General features: G+C 46.6%; 23 protein-coding genes and 3 tRNA genes. 9 read left to right on the top strand and 17 right to left on the bottom strand.

The features are described from left to right. Positions 1-7: 7 nt before the first annotated feature. The 6 genes from ccoG to AM279_RS06435 all read right to left on the bottom strand — a co-directional run bounded on the left by ccoG (position 8) and on the right by AM279_RS06435 (position 7514). A complete protein-coding gene (gene ccoG, locus AM279_RS06460) occupies positions 8-1441 on the bottom strand; it encodes a cytochrome c oxidase accessory protein CcoG (RefSeq protein ID WP_054406928.1) in 1434 nt (477 codons plus the stop codon). A gap of 12 nt (positions 1442-1453) precedes the next feature. Then, positions 1454-2356, bottom strand: coding sequence for a cbb3-type cytochrome c oxidase N-terminal domain-containing protein (locus AM279_RS06455; RefSeq protein ID WP_054406927.1), 903 nt, complete (start codon positions 2354-2356; stop codon positions 1454-1456). Between the two features lie 20 nt (positions 2357-2376). After that, positions 2377-2565: a CcoQ/FixQ family Cbb3-type cytochrome c oxidase assembly chaperone gene (locus tag AM279_RS06450; RefSeq protein ID WP_054406926.1), complete on the bottom strand. Its 189-nt coding sequence runs from the start codon at positions 2563-2565 to the stop codon at positions 2377-2379. Positions 2566-2570: 5 nt separating this feature from the next. After that, on the bottom strand, positions 2571-4769 hold the full coding sequence (gene ccoN / locus AM279_RS06445; RefSeq protein ID WP_054406925.1) for a cytochrome-c oxidase, cbb3-type subunit I: 2199 nt from the start codon (positions 4767-4769) through the stop codon (positions 2571-2573). Between the two features lie 2 nt (positions 4770-4771). Further along, on the bottom strand, positions 4772-4951 hold the full coding sequence (gene ccoS, locus AM279_RS06440) for a cbb3-type cytochrome oxidase assembly protein CcoS (RefSeq protein WP_054406924.1): 180 nt from the start codon (positions 4949-4951) through the stop codon (positions 4772-4774). Between the two features lie 190 nt (positions 4952-5141). Continuing rightward, positions 5142-7514: a heavy metal translocating P-type ATPase gene (locus AM279_RS06435; protein ID WP_054406923.1), complete on the bottom strand. Its 2373-nt coding sequence runs from the start codon at positions 7512-7514 to the stop codon at positions 5142-5144. A 103-nt stretch (positions 7515-7617) separates the two neighbouring features. Between AM279_RS06435 and AM279_RS06430 the strand changes: the two genes are divergently transcribed. Next, positions 7618-8304: a Crp/Fnr family transcriptional regulator gene (locus AM279_RS06430; RefSeq protein ID WP_054406922.1), complete on the top strand. Its 687-nt coding sequence runs from the start codon at positions 7618-7620 to the stop codon at positions 8302-8304. On the opposite strand, the gene AM279_RS06425 is transcribed toward AM279_RS06430, so the two are convergent. Further along, positions 8301-9332, bottom strand: a complete 1032-nt coding sequence (locus tag AM279_RS06425) for a helix-turn-helix transcriptional regulator (RefSeq protein ID WP_054406921.1) — start codon at positions 9330-9332, stop codon at positions 8301-8303. The two genes, AM279_RS06430 and AM279_RS06425, sit on opposite strands and share 4 nt — an antisense overlap. A gap of 145 nt (positions 9333-9477) precedes the next feature. Here AM279_RS06425 and AM279_RS06420 point away from each other — a divergent pair, with 145 nt between their 5' ends. The 8 genes from AM279_RS06420 to AM279_RS06400 all read left to right on the top strand — a co-directional run bounded on the left by AM279_RS06420 (position 9478) and on the right by AM279_RS06400 (position 14955). Next, entirely contained in the window at positions 9478-10899 is a 1422-nt protein-coding gene (locus AM279_RS06420; RefSeq protein WP_054406920.1) for an RtcB family protein, read from the top strand. Between the two features lie 573 nt (positions 10900-11472). Next, complete coding sequence (locus AM279_RS20940) at positions 11473-11595, top strand: hypothetical protein (RefSeq protein ID WP_262494124.1); 123 nt, start codon at positions 11473-11475, stop codon at positions 11593-11595. A gap of 65 nt (positions 11596-11660) precedes the next feature. Then, a tRNA-Asn gene (locus AM279_RS06415) sits at positions 11661-11733 on the top strand. A gap of 23 nt (positions 11734-11756) precedes the next feature. Beyond that, positions 11757-11828, top strand: a tRNA-Asp gene (locus tag AM279_RS20475). A 263-nt stretch (positions 11829-12091) separates the two neighbouring features. After that, positions 12092-12165 (top strand) — tRNA-Phe (locus tag AM279_RS20470). Positions 12166-12327: 162 nt separating this feature from the next. Then, the gene (locus tag AM279_RS06410) at positions 12328-12696 is read left to right on the top strand and encodes a hypothetical protein (protein ID WP_054406919.1); all 369 of its coding nucleotides are present in this window, start codon (positions 12328-12330) and stop codon (positions 12694-12696) included. Positions 12697-13256: 560 nt separating this feature from the next. Beyond that, positions 13257-14360 carry a slipin family protein gene (locus AM279_RS06405; RefSeq protein ID WP_054406918.1) on the top strand — a complete coding sequence of 368 codons (1104 nt, stop codon included), beginning with the start codon at positions 13257-13259 and terminating at the stop codon, positions 14358-14360. Positions 14361-14406: 46 nt separating this feature from the next. Next, positions 14407-14955 carry a 3'-5' exonuclease gene (locus AM279_RS06400; protein ID WP_054406917.1) on the top strand — a complete coding sequence of 183 codons (549 nt, stop codon included), beginning with the start codon at positions 14407-14409 and terminating at the stop codon, positions 14953-14955. 49 nt (positions 14956-15004) lie between these two features. Here AM279_RS06400 and AM279_RS06395 read toward each other — a convergent pair whose 3' ends face one another. The 10 genes from AM279_RS06395 to AM279_RS06350 all read right to left on the bottom strand — a co-directional run bounded on the left by AM279_RS06395 (position 15005) and on the right by AM279_RS06350 (position 23564). Next, complete coding sequence (locus AM279_RS06395) at positions 15005-15370, bottom strand: hypothetical protein (RefSeq protein WP_054406916.1); 366 nt, start codon at positions 15368-15370, stop codon at positions 15005-15007. 64 nt (positions 15371-15434) lie between these two features. After that, positions 15435-16025, bottom strand: a complete 591-nt coding sequence (hisIE, locus tag AM279_RS06390; protein ID WP_054406915.1) for a bifunctional phosphoribosyl-AMP cyclohydrolase/phosphoribosyl-ATP diphosphatase HisIE — start codon at positions 16023-16025, stop codon at positions 15435-15437. Continuing rightward, positions 16022-16774, bottom strand: coding sequence for an imidazole glycerol phosphate synthase subunit HisF (hisF, locus tag AM279_RS06385; RefSeq protein WP_054406914.1), 753 nt, complete (start codon positions 16772-16774; stop codon positions 16022-16024). Before hisF ends, hisIE begins: the two co-directional genes overlap by 4 nt. Further along, positions 16768-17481 carry a 1-(5-phosphoribosyl)-5-[(5-phosphoribosylamino)methylideneamino]imidazole-4-carboxamide isomerase gene (gene hisA, locus AM279_RS06380; protein ID WP_054406913.1) on the bottom strand — a complete coding sequence of 238 codons (714 nt, stop codon included), beginning with the start codon at positions 17479-17481 and terminating at the stop codon, positions 16768-16770. Before hisA ends, hisF begins: the two co-directional genes overlap by 7 nt. Beyond that, on the bottom strand, positions 17478-18056 hold the full coding sequence (gene hisH / locus AM279_RS06375; protein ID WP_054406912.1) for an imidazole glycerol phosphate synthase subunit HisH: 579 nt from the start codon (positions 18054-18056) through the stop codon (positions 17478-17480). The genes hisA and hisH overlap by 4 nt, the downstream gene beginning before the upstream one ends. Beyond that, positions 18053-19141, bottom strand: coding sequence for a bifunctional histidinol-phosphatase/imidazoleglycerol-phosphate dehydratase HisB (gene hisB / locus AM279_RS06370; protein ID WP_054406911.1), 1089 nt, complete (start codon positions 19139-19141; stop codon positions 18053-18055). Before hisB ends, hisH begins: the two co-directional genes overlap by 4 nt. Then, positions 19138-20160: a histidinol-phosphate transaminase gene (gene hisC, locus AM279_RS06365; protein ID WP_054406910.1), complete on the bottom strand. Its 1023-nt coding sequence runs from the start codon at positions 20158-20160 to the stop codon at positions 19138-19140. The genes hisB and hisC overlap by 4 nt, the downstream gene beginning before the upstream one ends. Further along, positions 20153-21442 (bottom strand): histidinol dehydrogenase, encoded by a 1290-nt coding sequence (gene hisD, locus AM279_RS06360; protein WP_054406909.1) that lies wholly within the window; start codon positions 21440-21442, stop codon positions 20153-20155. The genes hisC and hisD overlap by 8 nt, the downstream gene beginning before the upstream one ends. Then, a complete protein-coding gene (hisG, locus tag AM279_RS06355) occupies positions 21439-22296 on the bottom strand; it encodes an ATP phosphoribosyltransferase (RefSeq protein WP_054406908.1) in 858 nt (285 codons plus the stop codon). The genes hisD and hisG overlap by 4 nt, the downstream gene beginning before the upstream one ends. A 437-nt stretch (positions 22297-22733) precedes the next feature. Continuing rightward, on the bottom strand, positions 22734-23564 hold the full coding sequence (locus AM279_RS06350; RefSeq protein WP_054406907.1) for a DUF4249 domain-containing protein: 831 nt from the start codon (positions 23562-23564) through the stop codon (positions 22734-22736).

Below are 23564 nucleotides of genomic sequence, written 5' to 3'. Positions count from 1 at the left end.
TGTAGTTTTAGTTAAAGGTGCGCGGCCCAAGGAAATTGGTACTTTCGGTATCAATCCGTTTATCGCCCCGGTACACGCCCAGCACAATTTTAGTTTTGTCTTTTTCCAGTAAAGCCTGGTTAATTTCAATAAACAATGTGCCCTGTGTGGTACCGGCCTTTGGCAGGGTAAGGGTTTGCTTACCCACCATTTTTACGGTGCCTTTTACGTTCTCTAACTTAAAGCGCACATTATCAATATCGTTCTCTGTTTTGTTCAGTATCTTAAAGGTATACACGTTGCTTATGTTGCTTCCCTTGTGCTCATACAGTTGTCCGGGTAATCTTAGTACGGTAGCCTGCACGCTGTTGCGCAGAAACAACATACCTGTAAATACACCCATAAGTATAACCAGTACGGCGGTGTAGCCCTTCATCCTGTTGGTAAAGGTAAATTTCTCCTTTTTGGTAATTTCTGCCTCGCTGGCATAGCGAATGAGCCCCTGCGGGAAGCCCACCTTATCCATAACGGTGTTGCACTCGTCTATACAGGCCGTGCAGTTAATACACTCCAGCTGTGTACCGTTGCGTATATCAATCCCCGTAGGGCACACGGCCACACACAGCTTGCAGTCTATGCAGTCGCCTTTGCCTACTGTAGGGCGCACTTCATTTTTTACCATGCGGCCACGGCCTTTTTCGCCTTCGCCGCGCACGTGGTCGTAGGCTACAATAACGCTTTTGTCGTCCAGCAGCGCGCCCTGCAACCTCCCGTAAGGGCAAGCAATAATACATACCTGCTCGCGGAACCACCCGTATATAAAGTAAAACACCGCTGTAAAAATGAGCAACGCCACAAGCGTGCCCATATTCTTTTCGGGGCCTTCGGTAACCATTTGCAGTAGCTCGTCGCTGCCGGTAACATAGGCCAGGAATACATTGGCTATGACAAATGATATGACAAAGAACATAAACCACTTAAGGCCTTTTTTTCGGATCTTCTCGGCATTCCACTCCTGTTTGGCCAGTTTCATCTGGGCATTGCGGTCGCCCTCAATCCAGAATTCTATACGGCGGAACACCATTTCCATAAAGATGGTTTGCGGGCATATCCATCCGCAGAAAATACGGCCAAATGCCACCGTAAACAGCGCCACAAACACCACACCTATAACCATACTGATTACAAACAGGTGGAAATCCTGTGGCCAGAACGGAAACCCAAAAATGCTGAACCGGCGCTCTATAACATTAAATAATAAGAACTGGTTGCCGTTGATTTTTACAAACGGCGCAGCAAATAAAAATGCAAGGAGGAACCAACTTAGCGTTTTGCGGTACCCATACCATTTACCCGATGGCTTTTTAGGAAATACCCAGGCGCGTTTGCCTTTATCGTCTATTGTTGCAATGTGGTCCCTGAATTCATTATCATTATGCCGTTGCTCATACCTTGTAGACATAATTCAATCTGTTTATTTAGCAGGTTCTGCGGGTTTGGCTTCTTCTTTCCAAATGTCGCCCTGCGGTTCTTTAGGTTCGGGTGGGTTACTGCCTTTAAGCGACAGTACATAGCTTGCCACCAACTGTATTTCAGATGGTTTAAGCGTGCCTTTCCAGGCTACCATACCCTTGCCGTCGCGGCCGCCCTCAGTAATGGTGTGGAACACGTTTTTAATACCGCCGCCCAGCAGCCAGTATTCATCGGTAAGGTTAGGGCCTATTTGCCCGCCGCCATCGGCACGGTGGCATGCCACACAGTTATCCTGGAATATTTTTTTACCTGATGCCAGGTCGGCAGCTTCAGTAAGTTGTGTAACACTATTGGCATCAATAAGGTCTTTAGCAGTCTTTTTATATTCTTCAACCGCTATTTTGGCCTCGGCCATTTCCTGCTCAAACTCCTGTACCTGGTTTTTATCGCCTGCTATGTGGTAGCGCACCAGGTATACCACAGCAAACAAAATACACACATAAAACAGCTTTACCCACCACGGTGGCAGCACATTGTCAAGTTCATGGATACCATCATAATTATGGTTCATGATAATTTCGCCTTCTTCTTCAATAGGTTTGGTTTTAATGAAGAAGCCTTTGAGTTTTTTAAACCATGCACTTTCCTTATAATCTATGGCATCGGCTTCGGCCAGCTTTGCTTTTTGTTCATCGGTAAGCAGGCTGTAGGTAACGTTGTCTATAGCCATTACTACAATTTCTATGGCTATTTGTATGAACAGGAACACACCCAGGAATAGTGATACCAGCGGATATTTTATAAAGGCCGGGCGGTCTCCGGAATCAATAAAGAATTCCAGGGCCATAAACACCAGTGCAAACAGCAGCGGCACCCTTACATATACAGGAATGAATTTTTTCATGATGCTTTTAGTGTTTAAGGTTATAGGTACTCTTCCTCGTTGTTATCGGCCAGTGGCAGCCTGCTCATTTCGTTAATCTTTTCTTTTTTGTAGGTATATGTCCAGGTGTACAGTGCCACAAAAAATATAAAGAAGATAAGCAGCGAGAGTATGGGGTATATTTCAACCCCTGCAATACTCTCAAGGTTATGTTTTACAAACTTTAGCATGGTAGTTAGTTTTTAGGTTCGGCTACAGGTTTCTTGATCTTGATATCGGTGCCCAGGCGTTGCAGGTAGGCAATAAGCGCTGTAATTTCGCGGTCTTTCATGGCTACAAACTCCTCGCCTTTAGCTGCGGCGGCCTTTTTACTGGCTTCGTAATTTTTTACAAAATCAGGGTCGGCGTGCAGGTTGGCCTCAATTTTAGCGGCTTGTGCCTCAAGGGTCTTTTGTGCATTGGCAATATCGGCCTGGGTATACGGAACGCCCAGTTGCACCATAACCTCCATTTTCTTTTGCAGGTCGCTGTAATCAGCCTTTTCATTATCAAACAGCCACGGGTATGCCGGCATTATACTGCCTTCAGATACACTCTGCGGATCCCACATATGGTTAAAATGCCAGTTATCCGAATATTTACCTCCTACGCGGAAGAGGTCCGGACCGGTGCGCTTACTGCCCCAAAGGAACGGGTGGTCGTACACATATTCGCCTGATTTAGAATATTCGCCATAGCGCTCAACCTCACTGCGGAAAGGGCGTATCATTTGAGAGTGGCAGCCCACACACCCTTCGCGGATGTACAGGTCGCGGCCTTCAAGCTCAAGCGGGGTATAGGGTTTTACGGTGCTTATGGTAGGTATGTTGCTCTTAACCATTATGGTAGGTACTATTTGTATTAAACCACCTATGGTAACGGCTACGGTAGCCAGTATGGTAAGCTGTATGGGCCTGCGTTCCAGCCAGCCATGCCATTTTTCACCTTTAAGCCTTTTGGTGCTTATTTTTTGCAGTGCAGGGGCTTCGGCGGCTTCATCCTGAATGCTGTGGCCTTTGCGCACGGTTTGTATAATGTTGTATACCAGTATCAGTAAGCCTATTACGTATAACGTACCGCCTATGGCCCTCATCCAGTACATGGGCATAATGGCTTTAACCGTTTCAAGAAAATTACCGTACTTAAGGGTACCATCAGGGTTAAATTCTTTCCACATACCGGCCTGAACGAAACCGGCAACATACATGGGCAGTGCATACATTATAATACCCAGTGTACCCATCCAGAAGTGCACGTTTGCCAGTTTTTCGCTGTACAGCTTGCTTTTTGTAAGCTTAGGTATTAGCCAGTACACCATACCGAAGGCCATAAAACCGTTCCAGGCAAGGGCGCCAACGTGCACGTGGGCAATAATCCAGTCGGTAAAGTGGCCAATGGCATTTACGTTTTTCAGCGAAAGCATAGGGCCTTCAAACGTTGCCATACCATAACCGGTAATGGCTACCACAAAGAACTTGAGTACTGCGCTTTGACGTACCTTGTCCCACGCGCCGCGCAGCGTTAAGAGGCCGTTTATCATACCACCCCAAGACGGGGCAATCAGCATGATAGAGAACACCACGCCCAGGTTCTGCGCCCAGTCCGGCAATGCAGAGTACAACAGGTGGTGCGGCCCGGCCCATATATAGATGAAAATAAGCGACCAGAAGTGTATGATAGACAGCCTGTAAGAATACACAGGCCTGTTTGCCGCTTTGGGTATAAAGTAGTACATCAAGCCCAGGAACGGTGTGGTTAAAAAGAAGGCCACAGCGTTGTGCCCATACCACCACTGTACCAGCGCATCCTGCACGCCTGCATAAACCGAGTAGCTTTTCATGCCGCTTACCGGTAGTGCAAGGCTGTTAAAAATGTGCAGCAGGGCTACCGTTACAAACGTGGCTATGTAAAACCAAACGGCTACATATAAGTGCCTTTCGCGGCGTCGTAAAATGGTGCCTATCATGTTGATACCAAACACTACCCAAATTAAGGCGATAGCTATATCTATGGGCCATTCGAGTTCGGCATATTCTTTAGAAGTGGTATAGCCTAAAGGGAGTGAAATGGCTGCGGCTACAATTATAAGCTGCCACCCCCAAAAGTTAATGTTGCTCAGCACATCGCTAAACATACGGGTTTTAAGCAGGCGCTGCAGCGAATAGTACACACCTGCAAACATGGCGTTGCCCACAAAGGCAAAAATCACGGCATTGGTGTGCAGCGGCCTTAGCCTGCCGTAGCTTAACCACGAAATACCATGCGTTAGGTTAGGGAACAGGTAAAACGCTGCCACCAGCAAACCAGCCAGCATGCCCACCACGCCAAAAACAATGGTGGCATAAAGAAACTTCTTAACGATTTTGTTATCGTAATAAAACTGTTGCATTTCCATAACTACTGGTTCTCGGTTTTGGGGTTAGTCTCGGCTTTTTTGGTTTCGTCTTCAAAAAGCATCCGTACAGAAGGGGTGTAGGTGTCATCAAACTGGCCCTGTTTTACAGCCTTTACAAAGGCATATAAAAACACCAGCGCCACTATGATACTGATGGTGATTAATACATAAATTACGCTCATACTTCTAAAATTTATGTTAACAAAATTAGGTTTGCGGTGTAGGATAAAACATGATATTTGTCAGGCTTGGCGGGTTTTTTCGAGGCTTTTTGATTCCCTGGCTGAAGCCAGGGGCAAATGATGTGTGGCGCGTGAAAATCTTTGTGCCTTCTTTGCGCATCTTTGCGAAATAACTCAGCAGCTAAGTGGCTCAGCCGCTTCTTCTCGCAAAATAATTACTCATAAGCGTTACAAAGCTTACTATGGTTACGGTGCTCAGCGGCATGATGATGGCAGCAAACAGCGGGCTCAGCAGTCCCATCACGGCAAAGCTCAATCCCACTACATTGTATAACAGTGAGAGCGTAAAACTCATCTTTATGGTGAGTACTGCGTTTTTGGACAGCTTTATGAAGTAGCCCATCTTTCGGAACTGCGTGGCATCCAGTATACCATCGCACGCGGGGGAAAACACGTTTACATTTTCTGATACCGAGATGCCCACGTTGCTTTGTGCCAGGGCACCGGCATCGTTAAGGCCGTCGCCCACCATAATTACATTTTTGCCGCGTTTTTGAAGGGCTTCTATATAGGCCAGCTTTTGCTCGGGCTTTTGGTTGAATACCAGTTCGGTACCCTTGGGTAATAGCTTTTGCAGTACGTTGCGCTCGCCCTTGTTATCGCCCGATAGTATTTTAAGCTCATGCGTTTTGGCAAGCTCCTTAAACAACGTCGAAAGCCCCGTGCGGTACTGGTTGCTGAACACGTATTTGCCCATCCAGTTGCGGTTAAAGCTTACGTGTACTGCCGTTTGAAGGCTGTTTTCTTCATCGGCACCCACAAATTTGGCCGAGCCGATCTGTATAAAGAACCCGTGCACGTAGCCCTGCACGCCGCCGCCGGTTACTTCCTTAAAATCATCTACCAAAAACAGGTTGGCGGTTGGCAGGTGTTCATACAGCCTGCGGCTCAGTGGGTGGTTAGAGCCTCGTAACAATGATTTTATAAAGGCCAGTTCTTTCTCATCAATAAAATCGCCTTCGTATAGAATCTCCGACTTGTTATTGGTGGTAATGGTGCCGGTTTTATCAAACACAATAGTATCAGCCTTTGCCATGCGCTCTACCACGGTGGCGTTTTTAAGGTACAGTTTGCGGCTGCCCATAATGCGCAGAATGTTGCCAAGGGTAAACGGCGCGCTGAGTGCCAGTGCACACGGGCAGGCCACTATAAGCACTGCTGTAAACACGTTAAAAGCGGTATGCACATCTATAAACAGCCAGATGGCCAGCGATACAAATGCTATGGTTAGCAGCACGGGCGTAAAGTAACGGCTTATGGTGTCGGTAAGGGTTTTATAGTCTTTTTTGTCGGTTTTAGAGAATACTTCGTTGCCCCACAGCTGGGTAAGGTAGCTTTGCGACACGGTGTGCAGTACCTCCATTTCCATCATGCGGCCCATGTACTTGCCCCCGGCATATATTTTGTTGCCACTTTGACGGGTTATGGGTTCGCTTTCGCCGGTTACAAAGCTGTAGTCTATACGGGCTTCGGGGCTCATAAGTATACCGTCTACAGGTATGAGTTCGTTGTTACGGATGAGCAGGCGGTCGCCCACGGCCACTTCATATACAGGTATAGAAGCCTCTGCCTGGTTGCTTATTTTGGTAACTGCAATGGGGAAGTATGACTTAAAATCGCGTTCGAATGACAGGAAGTTGTAGGTTTTTTGCTGAAATAGCCTCCCCAGTAGCATAAAAAACACCAGGCCGCACAGGCTGTCGAAAAAGCCTTGGCCGAGGTCGAACACGATATCTACCGTGCTGCGCACAAACATTACCACAAGGCCCAGAGCTATGGGTACGTCAATATTCAGCATGCCCGCACGCAGGCTTTTGTAGGCACTCACATAGTATCCGCTGGCCGAATACAGGAATGACGGCAGTGCCAGCGCAAAAATCAGCCACCGGAAAAACCCGCGGTAATTGTCGAGCCAGTATTCTTCCACCTCAAAATATTCGGGGAAGGAGAGGAGCATTACATTGCCAAAGCAAAAGAACGCCACCCCAAGCTTGTAGATAAGCTCGCGGCTTACGGGCGGTTTTTTGGCATCATAATTCTCAAGGCTTATGTAGGGCTCATAGCCAATGGCGCACAGCAGCAGTACGATTTCCTTAAGGGTAACCTCCTGCGGATTGAAAACAATACGCGCTTTTTTCTCGTAAAAGTTTACCTGAGAACTCCGTACGCCTTTGCACAGGCGGTTGAGGTTTTCCAGTATCCAGATGCAGCTGCTGCAATGGATGTGGGGGATGTAGAGTGATACAATGTGGGTGGTTTCTTCCTGAAATTCCAGAAGGCGGGTTACAATGCCTTCGTTATCAAGAAAGTCAAATTTTCCGTTGGTTTCCTGCGGTGTAGCGCCCGGCGCTTTTTCAAAAGTATAGTAATCGGTAAGGCCGTTCAGGCTAAAAATTTCATACACGGTTTTGCAGCCCAGGCAGCAAAAGTGCTTATCGTCAAACAGTACCTCGTCTTTTTTTTCTATACCTAACCCGCAATGATAACAGTTTTGCGTGTTCATAGATGCTCATTTTACCTTATGCAAAATTGTGCCGGAGGTTTAACCCAAAGTATGATATTTATCATATATTCAATACATTTGTAGTAGTAAATTTGCCGCAGGTATGAGTAAATGTGAACAATGTATAGTACGCGAATTCAGCTCTTTAAAGGCGCTGAATAAAGATGAGCTGTTGCGCATGGCAGACTGCAAGACGTCTTATATTATTAAAAAAGGCGAATCGATATTTACTGAAGGCGAAAACCTTAACGGTGTATATTGCATAAAAGACGGCGTTTGTAAAATGACCAAGCTTAGCGCCAACGGCAATGAGCAGATTGTTAAGCTGATTAAAAAGGGCGAACTGCTGGGCCAGCGCTCTATGATTAGTGAAGAACCTGTAAACCTGAGCGCCGTGGCCCTTGAGGATATGCAGGTGTGTTTTGTGCCCAAAAGTGAGATTATGGGCTTTTTTAACACCAACAACCAGTTTTCGCTTAGCATGATGCGCGCCGTGTGCGGCGACCTTAAACAGGCCGATGACCACCTGGTAGATATGGCACAAAAACCCGTTAAGCAGCGCCTTGCCGAAACCCTGGTGCAACTCTACAAAGATTTTGGTACCGATACCGATAACAGCCTAAAAATAAAGCTGTCGCGTGAGGAACTTGCCGGTATGGTGGGCACAGCGACTGAAAGCTGTATACGCCTGCTGAGCGACCTGAACAAGCAGGGGCTTATAAGCCTTTCGGGCAAAAAAATTGCAATACCCGATGTTAATAAACTAAGCCGGTTTGCTGTAAAAGGCTAATCCTGTGGTGCTTCAGTAGGGGTGTAATGTTTTAGGGCTTCTTCCAGTTTCTTTTTTATGCGTCGTCTGAAATAGTTGGGCGACACTACATTAATACCATCTCCAAAACCCAGTACAAGCCGTTCAAACTCATAATTTACCTTTAGTTTTATGGTAATAATAATACTCCCGTCTTCGTTTTGTTCTTCCAGAACCTGAGAGGCGTGCAGGGGCTTGGTAATAACATAAGGGGCATTTGTTTTGTCAATCCACAACCTTATGGTATCGGCACGCAGGCCTTCGTTTACGGTTACGCCTATTACATCTTTATAATAGCGTTCGGCATCAAAATCCTCATCAATATACGGCAGGCTGAAATCAAAATCCACACTAATTATGCGGTCTAAAGCCAGGTTAGATATAGACCGGGTACCGGGTTTCCTGCCCACCAGGAACCAGCGGTTGTTGAATTCCTTCAGTACGAAAGGTGTAAACGTAAAGCTGTTTTCTACCGTTGATTTAAACGACTTGTAGGTCATAACCACTATTACCTTTTTTACAATGGCCTGGTACAGCACGTCAAGAAAATGCAGGCCCTTAAGGTTCTCATTTTTATCGAGATAGATAACGGGGCGCGTATGCGATTTCTCGGCATATATTTTATCTTCAAGGCGCTGCAAAATATCCGACACATCGCTAAATAGCGAAAAATCCTTAAACTGTTTGAGCATCGATACGGTTTCGGTCAGCACATTAATGTCGGTTTCCGTAAGGGGTATATCGGTAATGGAATATTCCTCGTCGTCATACCGGTAAAACTTCTTGTCATACACTACAATAGGGGCGTTGTAGCCCAGTTTTTCGCTGCGCATAAGCTGTATATCCAGCTGTGTGGTGCGTTTGCTTACGGTATTTTCTTTGCCCTCATATTCAAACAGGGCCTCGCTACAGGCTTCCATAAGGTCGTCAAGCGTCCACTGGCGATAGCGGTTTTGCAGGCATTTGTCTATGGTTTTGTAGCGTATGAGGGCGTTTTTATTCTGAGACATGGATTTTAAGTCAAAAGTTTAAAGGTCTAAAGTCGAAAGACTGTGGGAAATAATTTTAAGCAATTTAAAACATTTATTTTTACTGCGCAAAATCATTGCGTAGTAGGGGTGGCATCTTTGTACCATCAAAATAAACCATGAAATTATGAGCACACCAATCAACGGAAATGACCTTATAGCATTAGGCTACACCGAAGGTGCAATATTGGGTATTGCCCTTAAAATAAACCGCGGCCGAAACGGCTTTAACCGTGAGCAGATGATGGAGCATTATGCAGCCGTATTAGCATCGCCGGAAGATTATCTTGACCATAAAGTATTCGCTAAGCTGGCGGTGGCGATGATAGAAAAGGCCAATGAAAAGCCTGAGGACTTCATTGCGCTGAATGAAAACCCGGATGCTTACTCGGTTTACGGAGCCGACTATATTGAAGAAGGCGCCCAAAAGCAGATGCAGGTTGCCATGAAACTGCCTGTAACCGTTGCCGGCGCCCTTATGCCTGATGCCCACCAGGGTTACGGCCTGCCGATAGGCGGTGTACTGGCTACCAAAAATGCTATTATCCCGTATGGTGTAGGTGTAGATATTGGTTGCAGGATGGCGCTCTCGGTTTATGATATACCCGAGGATTTTTATTATGAAAACGAACATAAGTTTAAAAGGGAGCTTATTGCCCACTCTAAATTTGGCGCAGGCCATGGCTTTACAGGACAATATAAGTCAGATCACTTAGTACTACAGGATGCCGGTTTTGATACTAACCCGTTTATAAAGAACCTTAAGGATAAGGCGTGGTCGCAACTGGGTACATCAGGCGGAGGTAACCACTTTGTAGAATTTGGTATTATGGAGTTTGAGAAAGACGATGCTATACTAAACATCCCGAAAGGGCGATATGTAGCATTGCTTACGCATTCGGGTTCGCGTGGTTTTGGTGCCACCATTGCAGGGCATTATACCAAGCTGGCGAAAGATGTATGTAAGCTGCCCGAAGTGGCGCAGAACCTTGCCTACCTGGATTTGAACTCTGATTTAGGCCAGGAATACTGGATTGCCATGAACCTTGCGGGCGATTATGCATCGGCATGCCACGAGATTATCCATAATAAAATGGAGCGTGCACTTGGTGCAACCGTGCTGGCAAAAGTAGAAAACCACCACAACTTTGCCTGGAAAGAGATGTATAATGGCGAGGAGGTTATTGTGCACCGTAAGGGTGCCACACCGGCTGCGGAAGGCGTTATGGGTATCATACCCGGTAGTATGACGGCGCCCGGATTTTTGGTGAGGGGTAAGGGCGAGGCCAATGCGCTAAACTCGGCATCGCACGGTGCGGGAAGGCAGATGAGCCGTACGCAGGCCATTAAAAACATTACTAAAAATGATATGAAAGCCATATTAAAAGACCACGGTGTAACCCTGATAGGCGCAGGCCTTGACGAAGCGCCTATGGCCTACAAGGATATTAACCTTGTTATGGCTTCGCAACAGGAACTGGTAGATGTAGTTGCTAAATTTACGCCTAAAATGGTGCGTATGGCCGACGATGGCAGCCGAGAGGATTAATTAATTTATTGTTAGAAATAAAGAGGACAGCTTGTTGCGTGTAAATAAATTTTTACATTTGCACCCGAAATGACAAACAACAGCATACATAGAAGCCTGCCTTTTGGGCAAATTGCAGACCGCAAAGACGGATATCTTCTGGCTATGCGCTACGGATGCGGTATGTATTGTATGAAAAGTAAGGTGTAAACTAACGTTACAAGCAATATACAAGAAGCGTCCTGGGTAAAAACAGGGCGCTTTTTTTGTTTAAATCCCATGCAAAAGCAGCAAATACAAACCAATATCGAAAAAAAAGTAAAAAAATCACGTATAAAATGTTTAATGATTAACTACGATAGCGAAATATAACATTGAAAAGTAATTGGATGAGAGACAGTCATTTAATGCAAAATCAATATTCTGCACCTTTGCGGACAGGATTTTCTATGTTTTTAAATCGGGTTTAATGTATTGAAAATCAATGGTTTAATTCAAAAATAAATTTGGAAGTTAATTTTTTTCCGCTTTATCTTTGCCTCAGAAAATGAAACGGTGCCCAAGCGGTGCTTTACCAAATAAAAAAGAAATATCATGCATCAGTTTAATAACATATATAGCAACCCAAGCCTTGACCTGAAAGGGTTTAGCGCTCTTGCCGGGCTTCGTAATGATTTGATGCATATAAAACAGGTGTATATACACAGTATGGAATAGCCGTATTTCCATATCAAGTAGTTAAGCACCTAAACGGGTGCTTTTTTTATGCTTTTATTTTTCCTGATTCTATAGCTCAATTGGCAGAGCAGCGGACTGTTAATCCGCAGGTTACAGGTTCAACTCCTGTTAGAATCGCATACTTCTTTAGAAAGAGGGCAGGCTCATTGGGGTACCGGCTAACCTTCCCCACTGTCTCTGGGGAGAAACGGGTTCAATTCCCGTATGAGCCGCAAATAGTTTGTGCATTTTAGCATTTAGTTTGAAAAAAGTCCCCGGTTTACCCCGGGGCGACCTACAGGAATGGCGGAACGGTATACGCGGCTGACTTAGGATCAGTATTTTGGGAGTTCGTCCCGATAGCTATCGGGACCCTTCCTGTACAAAATTATGGAAGTACGCCAGAGTTGGAGAGCTGGGGCAGACTGTAAATCTGTTGCCTTGCGGCTGAGCAGGTTCTCCCGATAGCTATCGGGACTGCTACTTCCACAAATCAGGAACGGTGGTGTACAAGGTGTTGCACGCTTGTTTGAAGCACAAGAGGTACCTGTTCGATTCAGGTCTGTTCCGCAAACAATTGGGTCGTATGGAAGCCCGCACGCGGGATGTGGGTTTCTTTATTAAAAATGGTATTGATATTCAGTGTGATATAAAATATTTTAAAACAAAAATTTACTACGCAAAATAATTGCGCACATGCGCTGCCATCTTTGTAATGTAAAACAAACCACCATGAAAACAATAAAACTATACTGTAAAATCTGTGGCATACCACTAACAGATGCATTACAGGAAACGAACCCAAAAAATGTGCGGATAGGAGATGGTGAAAATGCCCTTGAAAAAGGCAGGTTTTGCATAATGCTATGGGAGAATAACAAAGAAGAGCTTATTATTTCTATTGAAGAAAATATTTTAAAAGACCATCACGAACAGTGGAGGTTTCAGGGATGCTGCGGTAGCGATGGGAGTAGTGGGTTAAACAAGTTGTGTGCCCATGGGCATGAAGTGGCAACAGAATTTTCAGATTGTTATATGCCCCATTATATAGCTATAGATTTAGTCAGGGTTACAGTAGAGCAAATAGAAGATAATCAATAATATCAGGCAGGCCGTGTTGGGTGTTTCTGTATGGCACTATTGCAGGATGCTTTGCCCTTGTGGGTATCAGGCGTTCCTGTCCAGCCAGGCCTGGAGGTTTGTGGCGTTTTCCATAAAATGTCTACCATTTAATCTATGGGTCATGGGTTCGACTCCCATTCACATTTTCGTGTGATAGCTCAGTGGGTAGAGCAATAGAAGGTTTCGCAGGTTCGAATCCTGCACCGGATTTCGACTTCGGTTTGACAGTGGCAGTCACCTTTACAGATTTTGGTCTGTAAATTAACCTGAGCAGTATGTACTCATTAAATACATGCCCATTTCAAGGAAAACAGGCTTATGGCTGTCGGGCCCATCCGGTAACGGAAAGGCATCCGGTAAAAAGCCAGCAAGTATCTGGCGTGTAAGTAAAAATGCAGGTGAATGTGGCGTGTATCCTCCTCAGTACCGTTACAGGCAACCGCCGCGGCATGACGCACAAAAAGTACTTCCGCATTTTAGCGGAGACGGCTGCAGGCGGTTTTCCTTTTTTTTAAGTTGAACAATAAAATGAATGTAATATGGCAATATTTATAAGAATGGCTGTTAATGCCGGCCAGGTGGGGCTGGTATTTAAAAATAAAAAACTAATATCTGTATATCAGGAAGGTACACACTGGTTTTTGGGAGATAAAGATGTAATGCTTTATAATATGTCGGCACCTTTTACCCCTCCTGTAGAACTTAATATGCTGTTACAGCATGAAGCGCTTGTCGCGCTGCTTGATGTGGTAGAGGTGGCCGATAACGAGATTGCGCTACAGTTTGTAAACGGCAACTTTAAAGAGGTGTTGCTACCCGGCAGGTATGCTTTTTGGAAAGGCGTGGTACAAAATACCTTTGTTAAGGCCGATATTTCTAAACCTGAAATTACAGAGGCTATACCGGCCATGCTGTTTGAAAACCCTAAGCTAAGGCATGCAGTAAGAAAGTTTCAGGTACAGGCTTATGAAAAAGCGCTGCTGTACATAGCCGGTGTTTTTGTTAAAGAGCTGGCATCGGGTACCTATTACTTTTGGAACAACGCCATTACCGTTGAGGTTAAAACGGTTGATATAAGGCAGCAGCAACTTGAAATTTCAGGCCAGGAGCTGCTTACTAAAGATAAGGCTGCCATAAGGATTAACTTCTTTGCAAGGTACCAGGTAACCAATATTGTTAAGGCGCTGACCGACAATAAAGACTTTGAAAAGCAGCTGTATGTAATTATGCAGCTTGCCATAAGGGCTTTTACAGGAGGTTATACGCTTGATGAGCTCCTTGCGCGTAAAGAAACCGTAGCAAAGGAAATTCTTGAAAATGTGGAGGATAAGATAACAAACCTGGGCCTTAGCGTGAGCGATGCCGGCATTAGGGATGTTATACTGCCCGGAGACATGAAAGAGATTATGAACCAGGTACTTGTTGCCGAAAAGAAAGCACAGGCCAACAGCATTATGAGGCGTGAAGAAACAGCCGCCACACGCAGCCTGCTAAACACGGCCAAGCTTATGGAGGAAAACGAGATGCTCTGGAAGCTTAAGGAGATGGAATATGTTGAGAAAATTGCCGACAGGATTGGAGAAATCACCATTTCAGGAGGCGGTAACATTATAGGCCAGCTCAAAGAAATTTTTGTAAAATAAAAACAACGGGTTCTCCGTGAGCCTGTGGTTTATACACTTATAAACAATGAAAACCACAGATAAAATTATTATTATAGACCTCGAGGCCACGTGCTGGCAGGGGGCAGTACCTGCGGGGCAGGAAAATGAAATTATTGAAATTGGCCTGAGCGTGCTGAATGTACACACGGGCGAAATATCTAAAAACCAGGGTATACTGGTTAAGCCGCAACGCTCAACCGTTAGTCCGTTTTGCACGGAGCTGACCACCATAACCCAGGATATGCTGGATAAAAACGGTGTGTATTTTGCCGAAGCCATAGAAATGCTGGCTGAGCAATATGACCCGGAAGACTATACCTGGGCCAGCTATGGCGCTTACGACCTTAACATGCTGCAAAAGCAATGTAAACGTTTTAACGTGCCATACCCTATGGGCAGGCAGCACATAAACGTTAAGGTGCTTTTTGCTGAAACCAAAGGCTTAGCTAAGCCCACGGGTATGAACGGCGCGTTGCATATTCTGGATATTCCTCTGGAGGGCACGCACCACCGGGGTGTGGACGATGCCAAAAATATTGCAAAGATTTTGCACTGGTGCCTGCAAAACCAATAATTCTCCTCAATAAACCGGGGGCTGCCGAAAGGCAGCCCCTTTTTATGGGTTAATCATCATCTGCAACATTTTCAATAAACTCCATATAGTATACCTGGTAGTTGTGGTGGTCTTCCAGCGGGCGGGCATGGTTGGCTTCTTTAAGGCGGGTTAGCATTTCATCAGCAAATCCGGAGGCTGTATCGGCACCGTGGGGAGCGCTTATACCCACAGCGGCATAGCTTGTAAACGCGTTGTGTATGTTGAGTTTATCATGCATTTCATTACTAAGCACAAAACCGTCTTCATAAATAACCACAAGGTTGTTAACGGTAACATTTTTAATGGCATCAAAAAACGCATCGGGCACATAGCCCTTTGTGGCCTCAAGCTCCTTTCCTCCCGGCAGCCTGAACAAAGCCCTGTAATATGGCATAACTTTTTATTTATAAAGTTACAAAATCTGTAGGAATACGTCAAGCAAAACCCTACAAAAGGCTTTATTTACGTGCCCTTTCCTGTAAAACGGCTTCTATATCCTGTAGCGAAAAACCCTTTGCCCTGAGCAGTATGAGGTAGTGGTACAGCAGGTCGGCCGCCTCATTTTTAAACAGGTTTGCATTGTTGTCTTTAGCTTCAATAACAAGTTCCACAGCTTCTTCGCCCACTTTTTGTGCTACTTTGTTAATGCCTTTTTTGTAGAGTGTGTTGGTGTAAGAGGCTTCATCGTTGGTAGTAATGCGCTCGTCAATGGTCTTTTCCAATTCATACAAAAAGCCTTTGCTGCCTTCGGTACCAAAGCACGATTCGCTACCCGTGTGACAGGTAGGCCCCTGTGGATTTACGGTAATCAGCAGGGCATCGTCATCACAATCCATCGCAATACTCATTACGTTAAGGTAATTGCCCGATGTTTCACCTTTTGTCCAAAGTGCATTGCGGCTGCGGCTATAGAAGGTAACGCGGTTTTCAGATACGGTTTTGGTGTAGGCTTCTTCATTCATATAGCCCAGCATGAGCACTTTAAGGGTAACGGCATTTTGCATGATGACGGGCACAAGGCCGTTTTGTTTTTCGAAATCAGGTTTCATCGTATGGCAATGTTTTGTTGTTTGAGATAGTTTTTGAGTTCAGGCAACGGTATTTCGCCATAATGGAAAATGCTGGCCGCCAGTGCCGCAGTGGCTTTGGTTTGGGTAAACACCTCGGTAAAATGTGCCTTGCTGCCCGCCCCGCCCGATGCTATTACGGGTATTTGCACGGCATTGCATACCAGGTTAAGCGCTTCAATAGCAAAGCCGTTTTTGGTACCGTCGTTAGCCATAGAGGTCAGGAGGATTTCCCCGGCTCCCAAATCTTCGGCGTGTTTTGCCCAGCTAACGAGCTCAATGCCGGTGGGGGTTTTACCGCCGTTTATAAACACCTGCCACGTGCCGTTAACAGGTTTGGCATCAATAGCTACTACAACAGCCTGGCTGCCCAGGGTATCGGCTAACTGATGGATAAGCTCTGGGTTTTTTACTGCTGATGAATTAACACTAACCTTATCTGCCCCACGGCGAATGAGTACCTCGGCATCTTCCGGGGTGTTGATGCCGCCGCCCACGGTAAAGGGTATGTTGATTTCGCGGGCAATGGCGGTAACCAGGTCGCTCAGGGTTTTTCGCTTTTCAATGGTGGCGGTAATGTCCAGGAAAACAAGCTCATCGGCGCCTTCACGGGCATATTTGGCGGCGAGTTCTATAGGGTCGCCAGCGTCTTTTAACCCCACGAAATTAACGCCCTTTACCACACGGCCATCCTTAATATCAAGGCAGGGAATAATACGTTTCTTTAGCATAACGCACTCAGTTCTTTAAGGTTAATAGTACCCTCATATAGCGCTTTGCCTATTATAGCCCCCGTGCAGCCTATGGCTTTCATTACCAAAACATCAGCCATTGTGGTGATGCCGCCGCTGGCGATAAGGTTGATATTGGTATTCGCCAATATCTCCCTGTACAGCGATTCAGATGGGCCTTGTAGCAGGCCGTCTTTGGCAATATCGGTACAGATTACATTGGTTATGCCCTTGGCCTGGTAAGCCTGTATGAAGTTTAAAACATCCTGCTCACTTTCCTGCTGCCAGCCGTTTATGGCTATTTTGCGGTTGTTGCAGTCAGCCCCAAGGATAATTTTATCCGGGCCATATTTTGCCAGCCAGCCCTCTACTACCTGCGGATTTTTAACCGCTATACTGCCTGCCGTAATCTGGCTTGCGCCGCAGTTAAAGGCCAGTGCAATGGCATCATCAGTTTTTATGCCGCCGCCAAAATCTATGGTAAGCGATGTTTGCGTGGCAATGGCTTCCAATACTTTATGGTTTACTATATGGCCTGATTTAGCCCCGTCGAGGTCTACCACGTGTAGGTATTTTATACCGGCGGCTTCAAACTGTTTGGCGGCTTCCACCGGGTTTTGGTTGTATATTTTTTGGGTAGTATAGTCGCCCTGGGTGAGGCGTACGCACTTACCATTTATAATGTCTATTGCAGGTATGATTTTCATAACGATAAAAAGTTTTTAAGTAGCTGTTCGCCTGCCGCGCCTGATTTCTCCGGGTGGAACTGCACTGCATAAAAATTGTCTTTTTGCAAGGCAGCGCTGTAGGGCAATATGTAATTGCATTGGGCAGCGGCTTCGGCGCAAAGCCCTGCGTAATAGCTGTGTACAAAGTAAAAATGCTCATTGGGTGCTATGCTGTTAAACAGCCCGCAGCTGTTGTGGCCGGTATTGTTCCAACCCATGTGCGGCACAATATCCGTTGGCGGGAAACGCTTTACATCTACATCAAAAATGCCAAGGCCGGGGGTGCTGCCTTCTTCGGTAAAGCGGCACATGAGCTGTAGCCCCAGGCAAATGCCCAGTACCGGCTGTGTGAGCTGTGGTAAAAACGTATCAAGCCCTGTGGCCTTTAAATGTGCCATAGCCGTAGCCGCATGCCCCACACCGGGGAAAATTACGTTATTGGCGGCAAGCAGTATGTCTTTATCAGCAGTGACAATACACTCAAAACCAAGCCGTTTTACTGCGCTTTCAACCGACTGCGTGTTGCCCGCGTTATATTTTACAATAGCTGTCATAATACTCCTTTTGTGCTGGGTATGGCGTAGTTGCCCGTTTGTGTTACCGCCATTTTTATGGCCTTTGCAAAGGCTTTAAATATGGCTTCAATCTTGTGGTGTTCGTTAGTGCCCTCGGCCTTTATGTTAAGGTTGCATTTGGCGGTATCGCTAAACGATTTAAAAAAGTGCAGGAACATCTCGGTAGGGAGGCCGCCAATGCTTTCGCGCTTAAAATCAGCATCCCACACCAGCCAGGGCCTTCCGCCAAAATCAATAGCCACCTGAGCCAGGCAGTCGTCCATAGGGAGTAGGAAACCGTAGCGCTCAATGCCTTTTTTGCTGCCCAATGCCTGTAAAAAAGCCTCGCCTAAAGCTAATGCCGTGTCTTCAATGGTGTGGTGCTCGTCTATGTGCAGGTCGCCTTTAACTTTGATGTTGAGGTCTATACCGCCGTGGCGCGCCAGCTGGTCGAGCATGTGGTCAAAAAAGCCCAAGCCGGTATCAATGCTGCTTTGGCCTGTGCCGTCAAGGTTTACGGTTATGGCAATGGCGGTTTCGTTGGTTTTACGGTTAACGGTAGCCGTGCGGGGCTGCTGCTTCAGGTAGCGGTAAATGGCCTCCCAACTGGTGGTGCACAGGGTAGCGCCCTCGCATTCGGCCCCTATAAAAACCGACTGACAGCCCAAATTCTGCGCCAGCTTTACATCGGTAGGCCTGTCGCCAATCACATAGCTGTTGGCAAGGTCATAACCGCCTTTAAGGTAGTGGGTCAGCATACCAATGCCTGGCTTGCGGGTAGGCAGGTTCTGGGATTCAAAACTGCGGTCCACCAATATATCGGCAAACTTTACACCCTCATTTTCAAAGGCTTTAAGTATTTTATTTTGGGCAGGCCAAAAGGTATCTTCCGGAAATGAATCAGTGCCCAAACCGTCCTGGTTGGTTACCATAACCAACTCATAATCCAACTCGCGGGCTATTTTAGAAAGCCCGCCAAACACGCCGGGGTAAAACTCCAGCTTTTCCAGGCTGTCAAGTTGCAGGTCAACCGGCGGTTCTATAACCAGCGTGCCGTCGCGGTCTATAAAGAGTACTTTTTTCATGCGGATAGGTTTTTAAGGGCGGTTACTAATGTGGCGTTTTCCGCCGGTGTGCCAATGGAAATGCGCAGGCCGCCGGGCACCACTTTGCTGCGGTTGCGAATGATAATACCCTCCTGTGCCAGCGTGTTGTAAACGGCATCGGCATCGGTAACGGCTATTAAAATAAAATTGGCATCAGACGGGTACACGGTGGTTACCAAGGGCAGTTCAGCCAATGCTAAAGCCAGTTTTTCCCTTTCGGAAATGAGCAGTGCCTTGCGGCTTTCAAAACCTTGTGTATCGGCTAAAGCCTGAATGGCAGCGGTATAGTTAAGGCTGCTGATGTTGTAGGGCGGCTTTACCTTGTTGAACAATTTGATAATTTCTGTTGATGCGAATGCCATGCCCACACGTGCCGCGGCAAGCCCCCACGCTTTACTGAGCGTTTGCAGTATGATGAGGTTGGGGTATTGTGCCAGCCTGCCCAGCAGCGAAGCATCGTTAAAATCGGCATAGGCTTCATCTACCACCACCACGCCGCTGAAGTTTTGCAGCAGGGTTTCGATACCGTCAACCGTATTTCCCGTGGGGTTATTGGGCGAACAGATAAAGATGATTTTCAGGGTTTCATCCTGTAAAAGCGGCAAAGACTGTTCAAAGTCTACCTGGAAATTTCCGTTTAACGGAAGCGTAATTAGTTCCACATTATTAATGTCTGCCGCTACCTGGTACATGCCATACGTGGGGGAGAAGGTAAGCACTTTGTCTTTGCCGGGTTCGCAGAAAATGCGCAGGCACAGGTCTATGGCTTCATCACTGCCGTTGCCAATGAAGGTGTTTTGCGAGTCGATACCCTTGATTTCTCCCAGGCGCTGCTTCAGCTGTTTTTGCAGCGGATCGGGGTAGCGGTTCAGGATACCGAACGGGTTTTCATTGGCATCCAAAAAGATGCCCTCGCTGCCCTCAAATTCGTCTCGGGCAGAAGAGTAGGGCTGTAGCGCCACTATGTTGGGGCGCACTATGTTGGTCAGGTTAAACATTTTTCAGGTCTTTTAAGCGGATGGAAACGGCATTTTTGTGGGCTTGTAATTGTTCGGCAGCGGCCATGGCTTCAATGGCGGGGCCAATGGCCTGCAAGCCTTCCTTACTGATTTTCTGGAAGGTTATCTTTTTGATGAAGCTGTCAACCGAAACCCCGCTGTAGCTGCGGGCATAGCCGTTTGTGGGCAGGGTGTGGTTGGTGCCGCTGGCATAATCGCCGGCGCTTTCGCAACTGTAATTGCCCAGGAACACCGAGCCCGCATTGGTAATTTTATCACCGTATTTTTCAGCATCGCGACAGTTTAAGATAAGGTGTTCCGGCGCATAGGCATTGCTGAAATCAAGGCATTCAGCAAGCGTGCCCAATACAATGGCCTTGCTGTTTTGCAGGGCTTTCAGGGCAATTTCCTTACGCGGAAGCGCTTTTACCTGTTTGTCAATGGCCTTTAGTGTGTTGGCTACAATAACTTCGCTGTTGCTCAGTAAAATAACCTGGCTGTCAGGGCCGTGCTCGGCTTGGGAAAGCAGGTCGGCCGCCACATACTCGGGGTTGGCCGTATCATCTGCAATAACCAAAAGCTCGCTGGGGCCTGCGGGCAGGTCAATAGCCACACCATAATTAAGGGCGGTTTGCTTGGCGGCGGTAACGTACTGGTTCCCTGGCCCAAAAATTTTGTCAACCTTTGGGATGCTCTGGGTGCCAATAGCCAGTGCGCCAATGGCCTGAATGCCGCCCACGCGGTACACGGCGGTAATGCCTGTAAGCTGTGCCGCATACAAAATGGCGGGGTTAATGTTGCCCTGCTTATCGGGTGGGGTGCACAGTATAATTTCCTTACAACCCGCTATTTGTGCAGGTATTGCAAGCATGAGCACGGTTGAAAACAACGGTGCCGACCCACCGGGGATGTAAATGCCCACACGCTCAATACCACGGCTTTCGCGCCAGCAGGCCACACCGGGAGTGGTTTCTATTATTTGTTTCTGCTCAATTTGTGCGGTGTGGAATTTCTCAATATTAGCTTTAGCCAGTTGAATGGCAGCCTGTAACTCAGCTGGGGTTCGCTGTGCACCGGCGGCTATTTCTGCTGCGGTAAGCGCAAGGCTATTGGGTACAATGCCATCAAAAATACCGGTGTACTTGGCAACGGCAACATCGCCATTTCGTTGAATTTCGGTAAACACCTGGCGGGTAAGCTCTTCAAGGTTTTCGGCGGCTATCTGGGGGCGCTGGCATAAGGCCGCCCATTGCTGCGGGGTGGGGTTTATACAGGTTTTCATAGTATCATTTTTTCAACGTTAACCACTAAAATACCTTCGGCGCCCAGGGCTTTAAGGCGGCCTATGTTGTCCCAAAACTCGTCTTCGCGGATAACCGAGTGTATGCTGCTCCAGCCCGGTTCTTTAAGCGGCAGTACGGTGGGGCTTTTCATGCCGGGCAGTACCTGCGCTATCTGTTCGAGGCTTGTGTTAGGAGCGTTAAGCAGTATGTACTTGTTCTCAGCCGCATTCTTTACCGCCTGTATGCGGAACAGCAGTTGGTTTAAAACATCCTGTTTTTCAGGTGTAAGTGATGGATTTGCAATCAGTACGGCCTCGCTTTCGGTAACGGTTTGTACTTCCTTAAGGCCGTTCATCAGCAGGGTGCTGCCGGTGCTCACAATGTCAAAAATAGCGTCGGCCAGGCCTATTCCGGGGGCAATTTCCACGCTGCCGCTAATGGGTTCAATCTCGGCATCGAGGTTGTTTTGGGTTAAGAATTTCTGGAGGATAACGGGGTAGCTGGTGGCTATCTTCTTGCCGTTGAACCAGGTAATATCTGTATACACAGCATCTTTAGGTATGGCAAGCGACAGGCGGCAGTTGGCAAAGCCCAGTTTTTTGATGGTGGTAACGGCCTTGGCTTTTTCCCACACCTCGTTTTCGCCCAGTATGCCCACATCGGCCACGCCCTGCTCTACATACTGCGGGATATCGTCATCGCGCAAAAACAGGATTTCAACCGGGAAGTTGGGGGAGGTAGCCTTAAGGGTGCGCTCGCCGTTTGAGAGGCGTATGCCGCATTCCCGCAGCAGTTGTAGTGATTTTTCGCTCAGCCTGCCGCTTTTTTGTACGGCCATTTTTAAAGTACTCATTGTTATTGTTTGTTTAATAAGCCTGAGTAAAAAAAGAGGGGGAGCGCGCTATGAAATAAAAAACCCGTCTGATTTTACTCAAACGGGTTTAGAAAATATCTTAGTTAACTACATATCATTTTCTTCTCGCATTTGAGCCAGTGTGAAAATGATGATGATGTAGCTGATTAAAAATCATTATTTGGTTTTTTGTAACAGGGCAAATATATCAATTATTTTTATTGGCAAAACAATTGGCATAAAATTTTACAATTTAATTGTATTTTGTGAATTTCAGAAGACCGATTTTTATCCCGAACCCGTTTTGATATTTCACACCGTGAAAATGAAGTCCGAAAGTGAAAAATTAAGCACTTTTTTGCACCCAGAAACAAACAAAAACTGCCCCAAAAAAATTTGGGACAGCTTAAAACTAACCTAACTTTGAAACTAAAATTTTATTGGATGGTGTAATCCCTGTAGTCTGATTCGCACAACCTGAAGTAGCCCAGGGCCTCGCTGCCGTTAGCATCCTGGTTGAGCACATTACCTTTAATATTAGCCGGTGGTGTGGCAAAAGGGTTCGAGTCTGCTGCGCTGAGAATCAGGTTCATATAGTTGTAAAACGGGTGCGATATGCCCCTTAATGTTATCTGTACAGAATCGCCTGCCACTAGATCTTCGTGGCTGTAATCGGCCTTTAGCTCGTTGCCGTCGGTAAGCCCGTCATCGGTAAGCTCATAATCAGGGTAGGCCAATGTAGGTGTTATAAAGCTGATTAAGTAGTAGTTAGGCTGGTTGGCCGGGTCGTTAAAGTAGATGGCTACCTCCATTTCGTCTCCGGTAAAGCCGCCATCGGCATCCTGTATAAGGTTGTGTATTTCAGTTACCGGCATAAGGGTTTCGGTGGCTGTAAATACCTCACCATCAACGGTTACGTGCAGCGTATAGGTTTCGTTAAGCGCAGGGACGAAGTTGGTACAGGTGTACACGCCGGGTTCCACCTCCGGAAAGGCAAACTGGGTGCCCGTACTGTTTTCTATATATACCTGTGCACCAGATACTTTAGGCGTTGCAGGGACATAATAACCCGCCATACGGCTTAATTTTACGGTTTGCACGGCGCCATCGGTGCCCTTTTGCCACAGTATTTCGGCATCAACCACCAGCTTGGCTTCGCCGGTATCGAGGTCGGCCTGGATAACGTCTTCACACGAAAACAGCCCTAAACACGACAATATCAGTACTATAACTTGTAGTTTCTGTAGGGTTATATTCTTCTTTTTCAT

Origin of the sequence: Flavobacterium akiainvivens (genome assembly GCF_001278115.1) — a bacterium.
Lineage (GTDB): Bacteria > Bacteroidota > Bacteroidia > Flavobacteriales > Flavobacteriaceae > Flavobacterium > Flavobacterium akiainvivens.
This window is presented reverse-complemented; position numbering and strand designations above follow the sequence as displayed.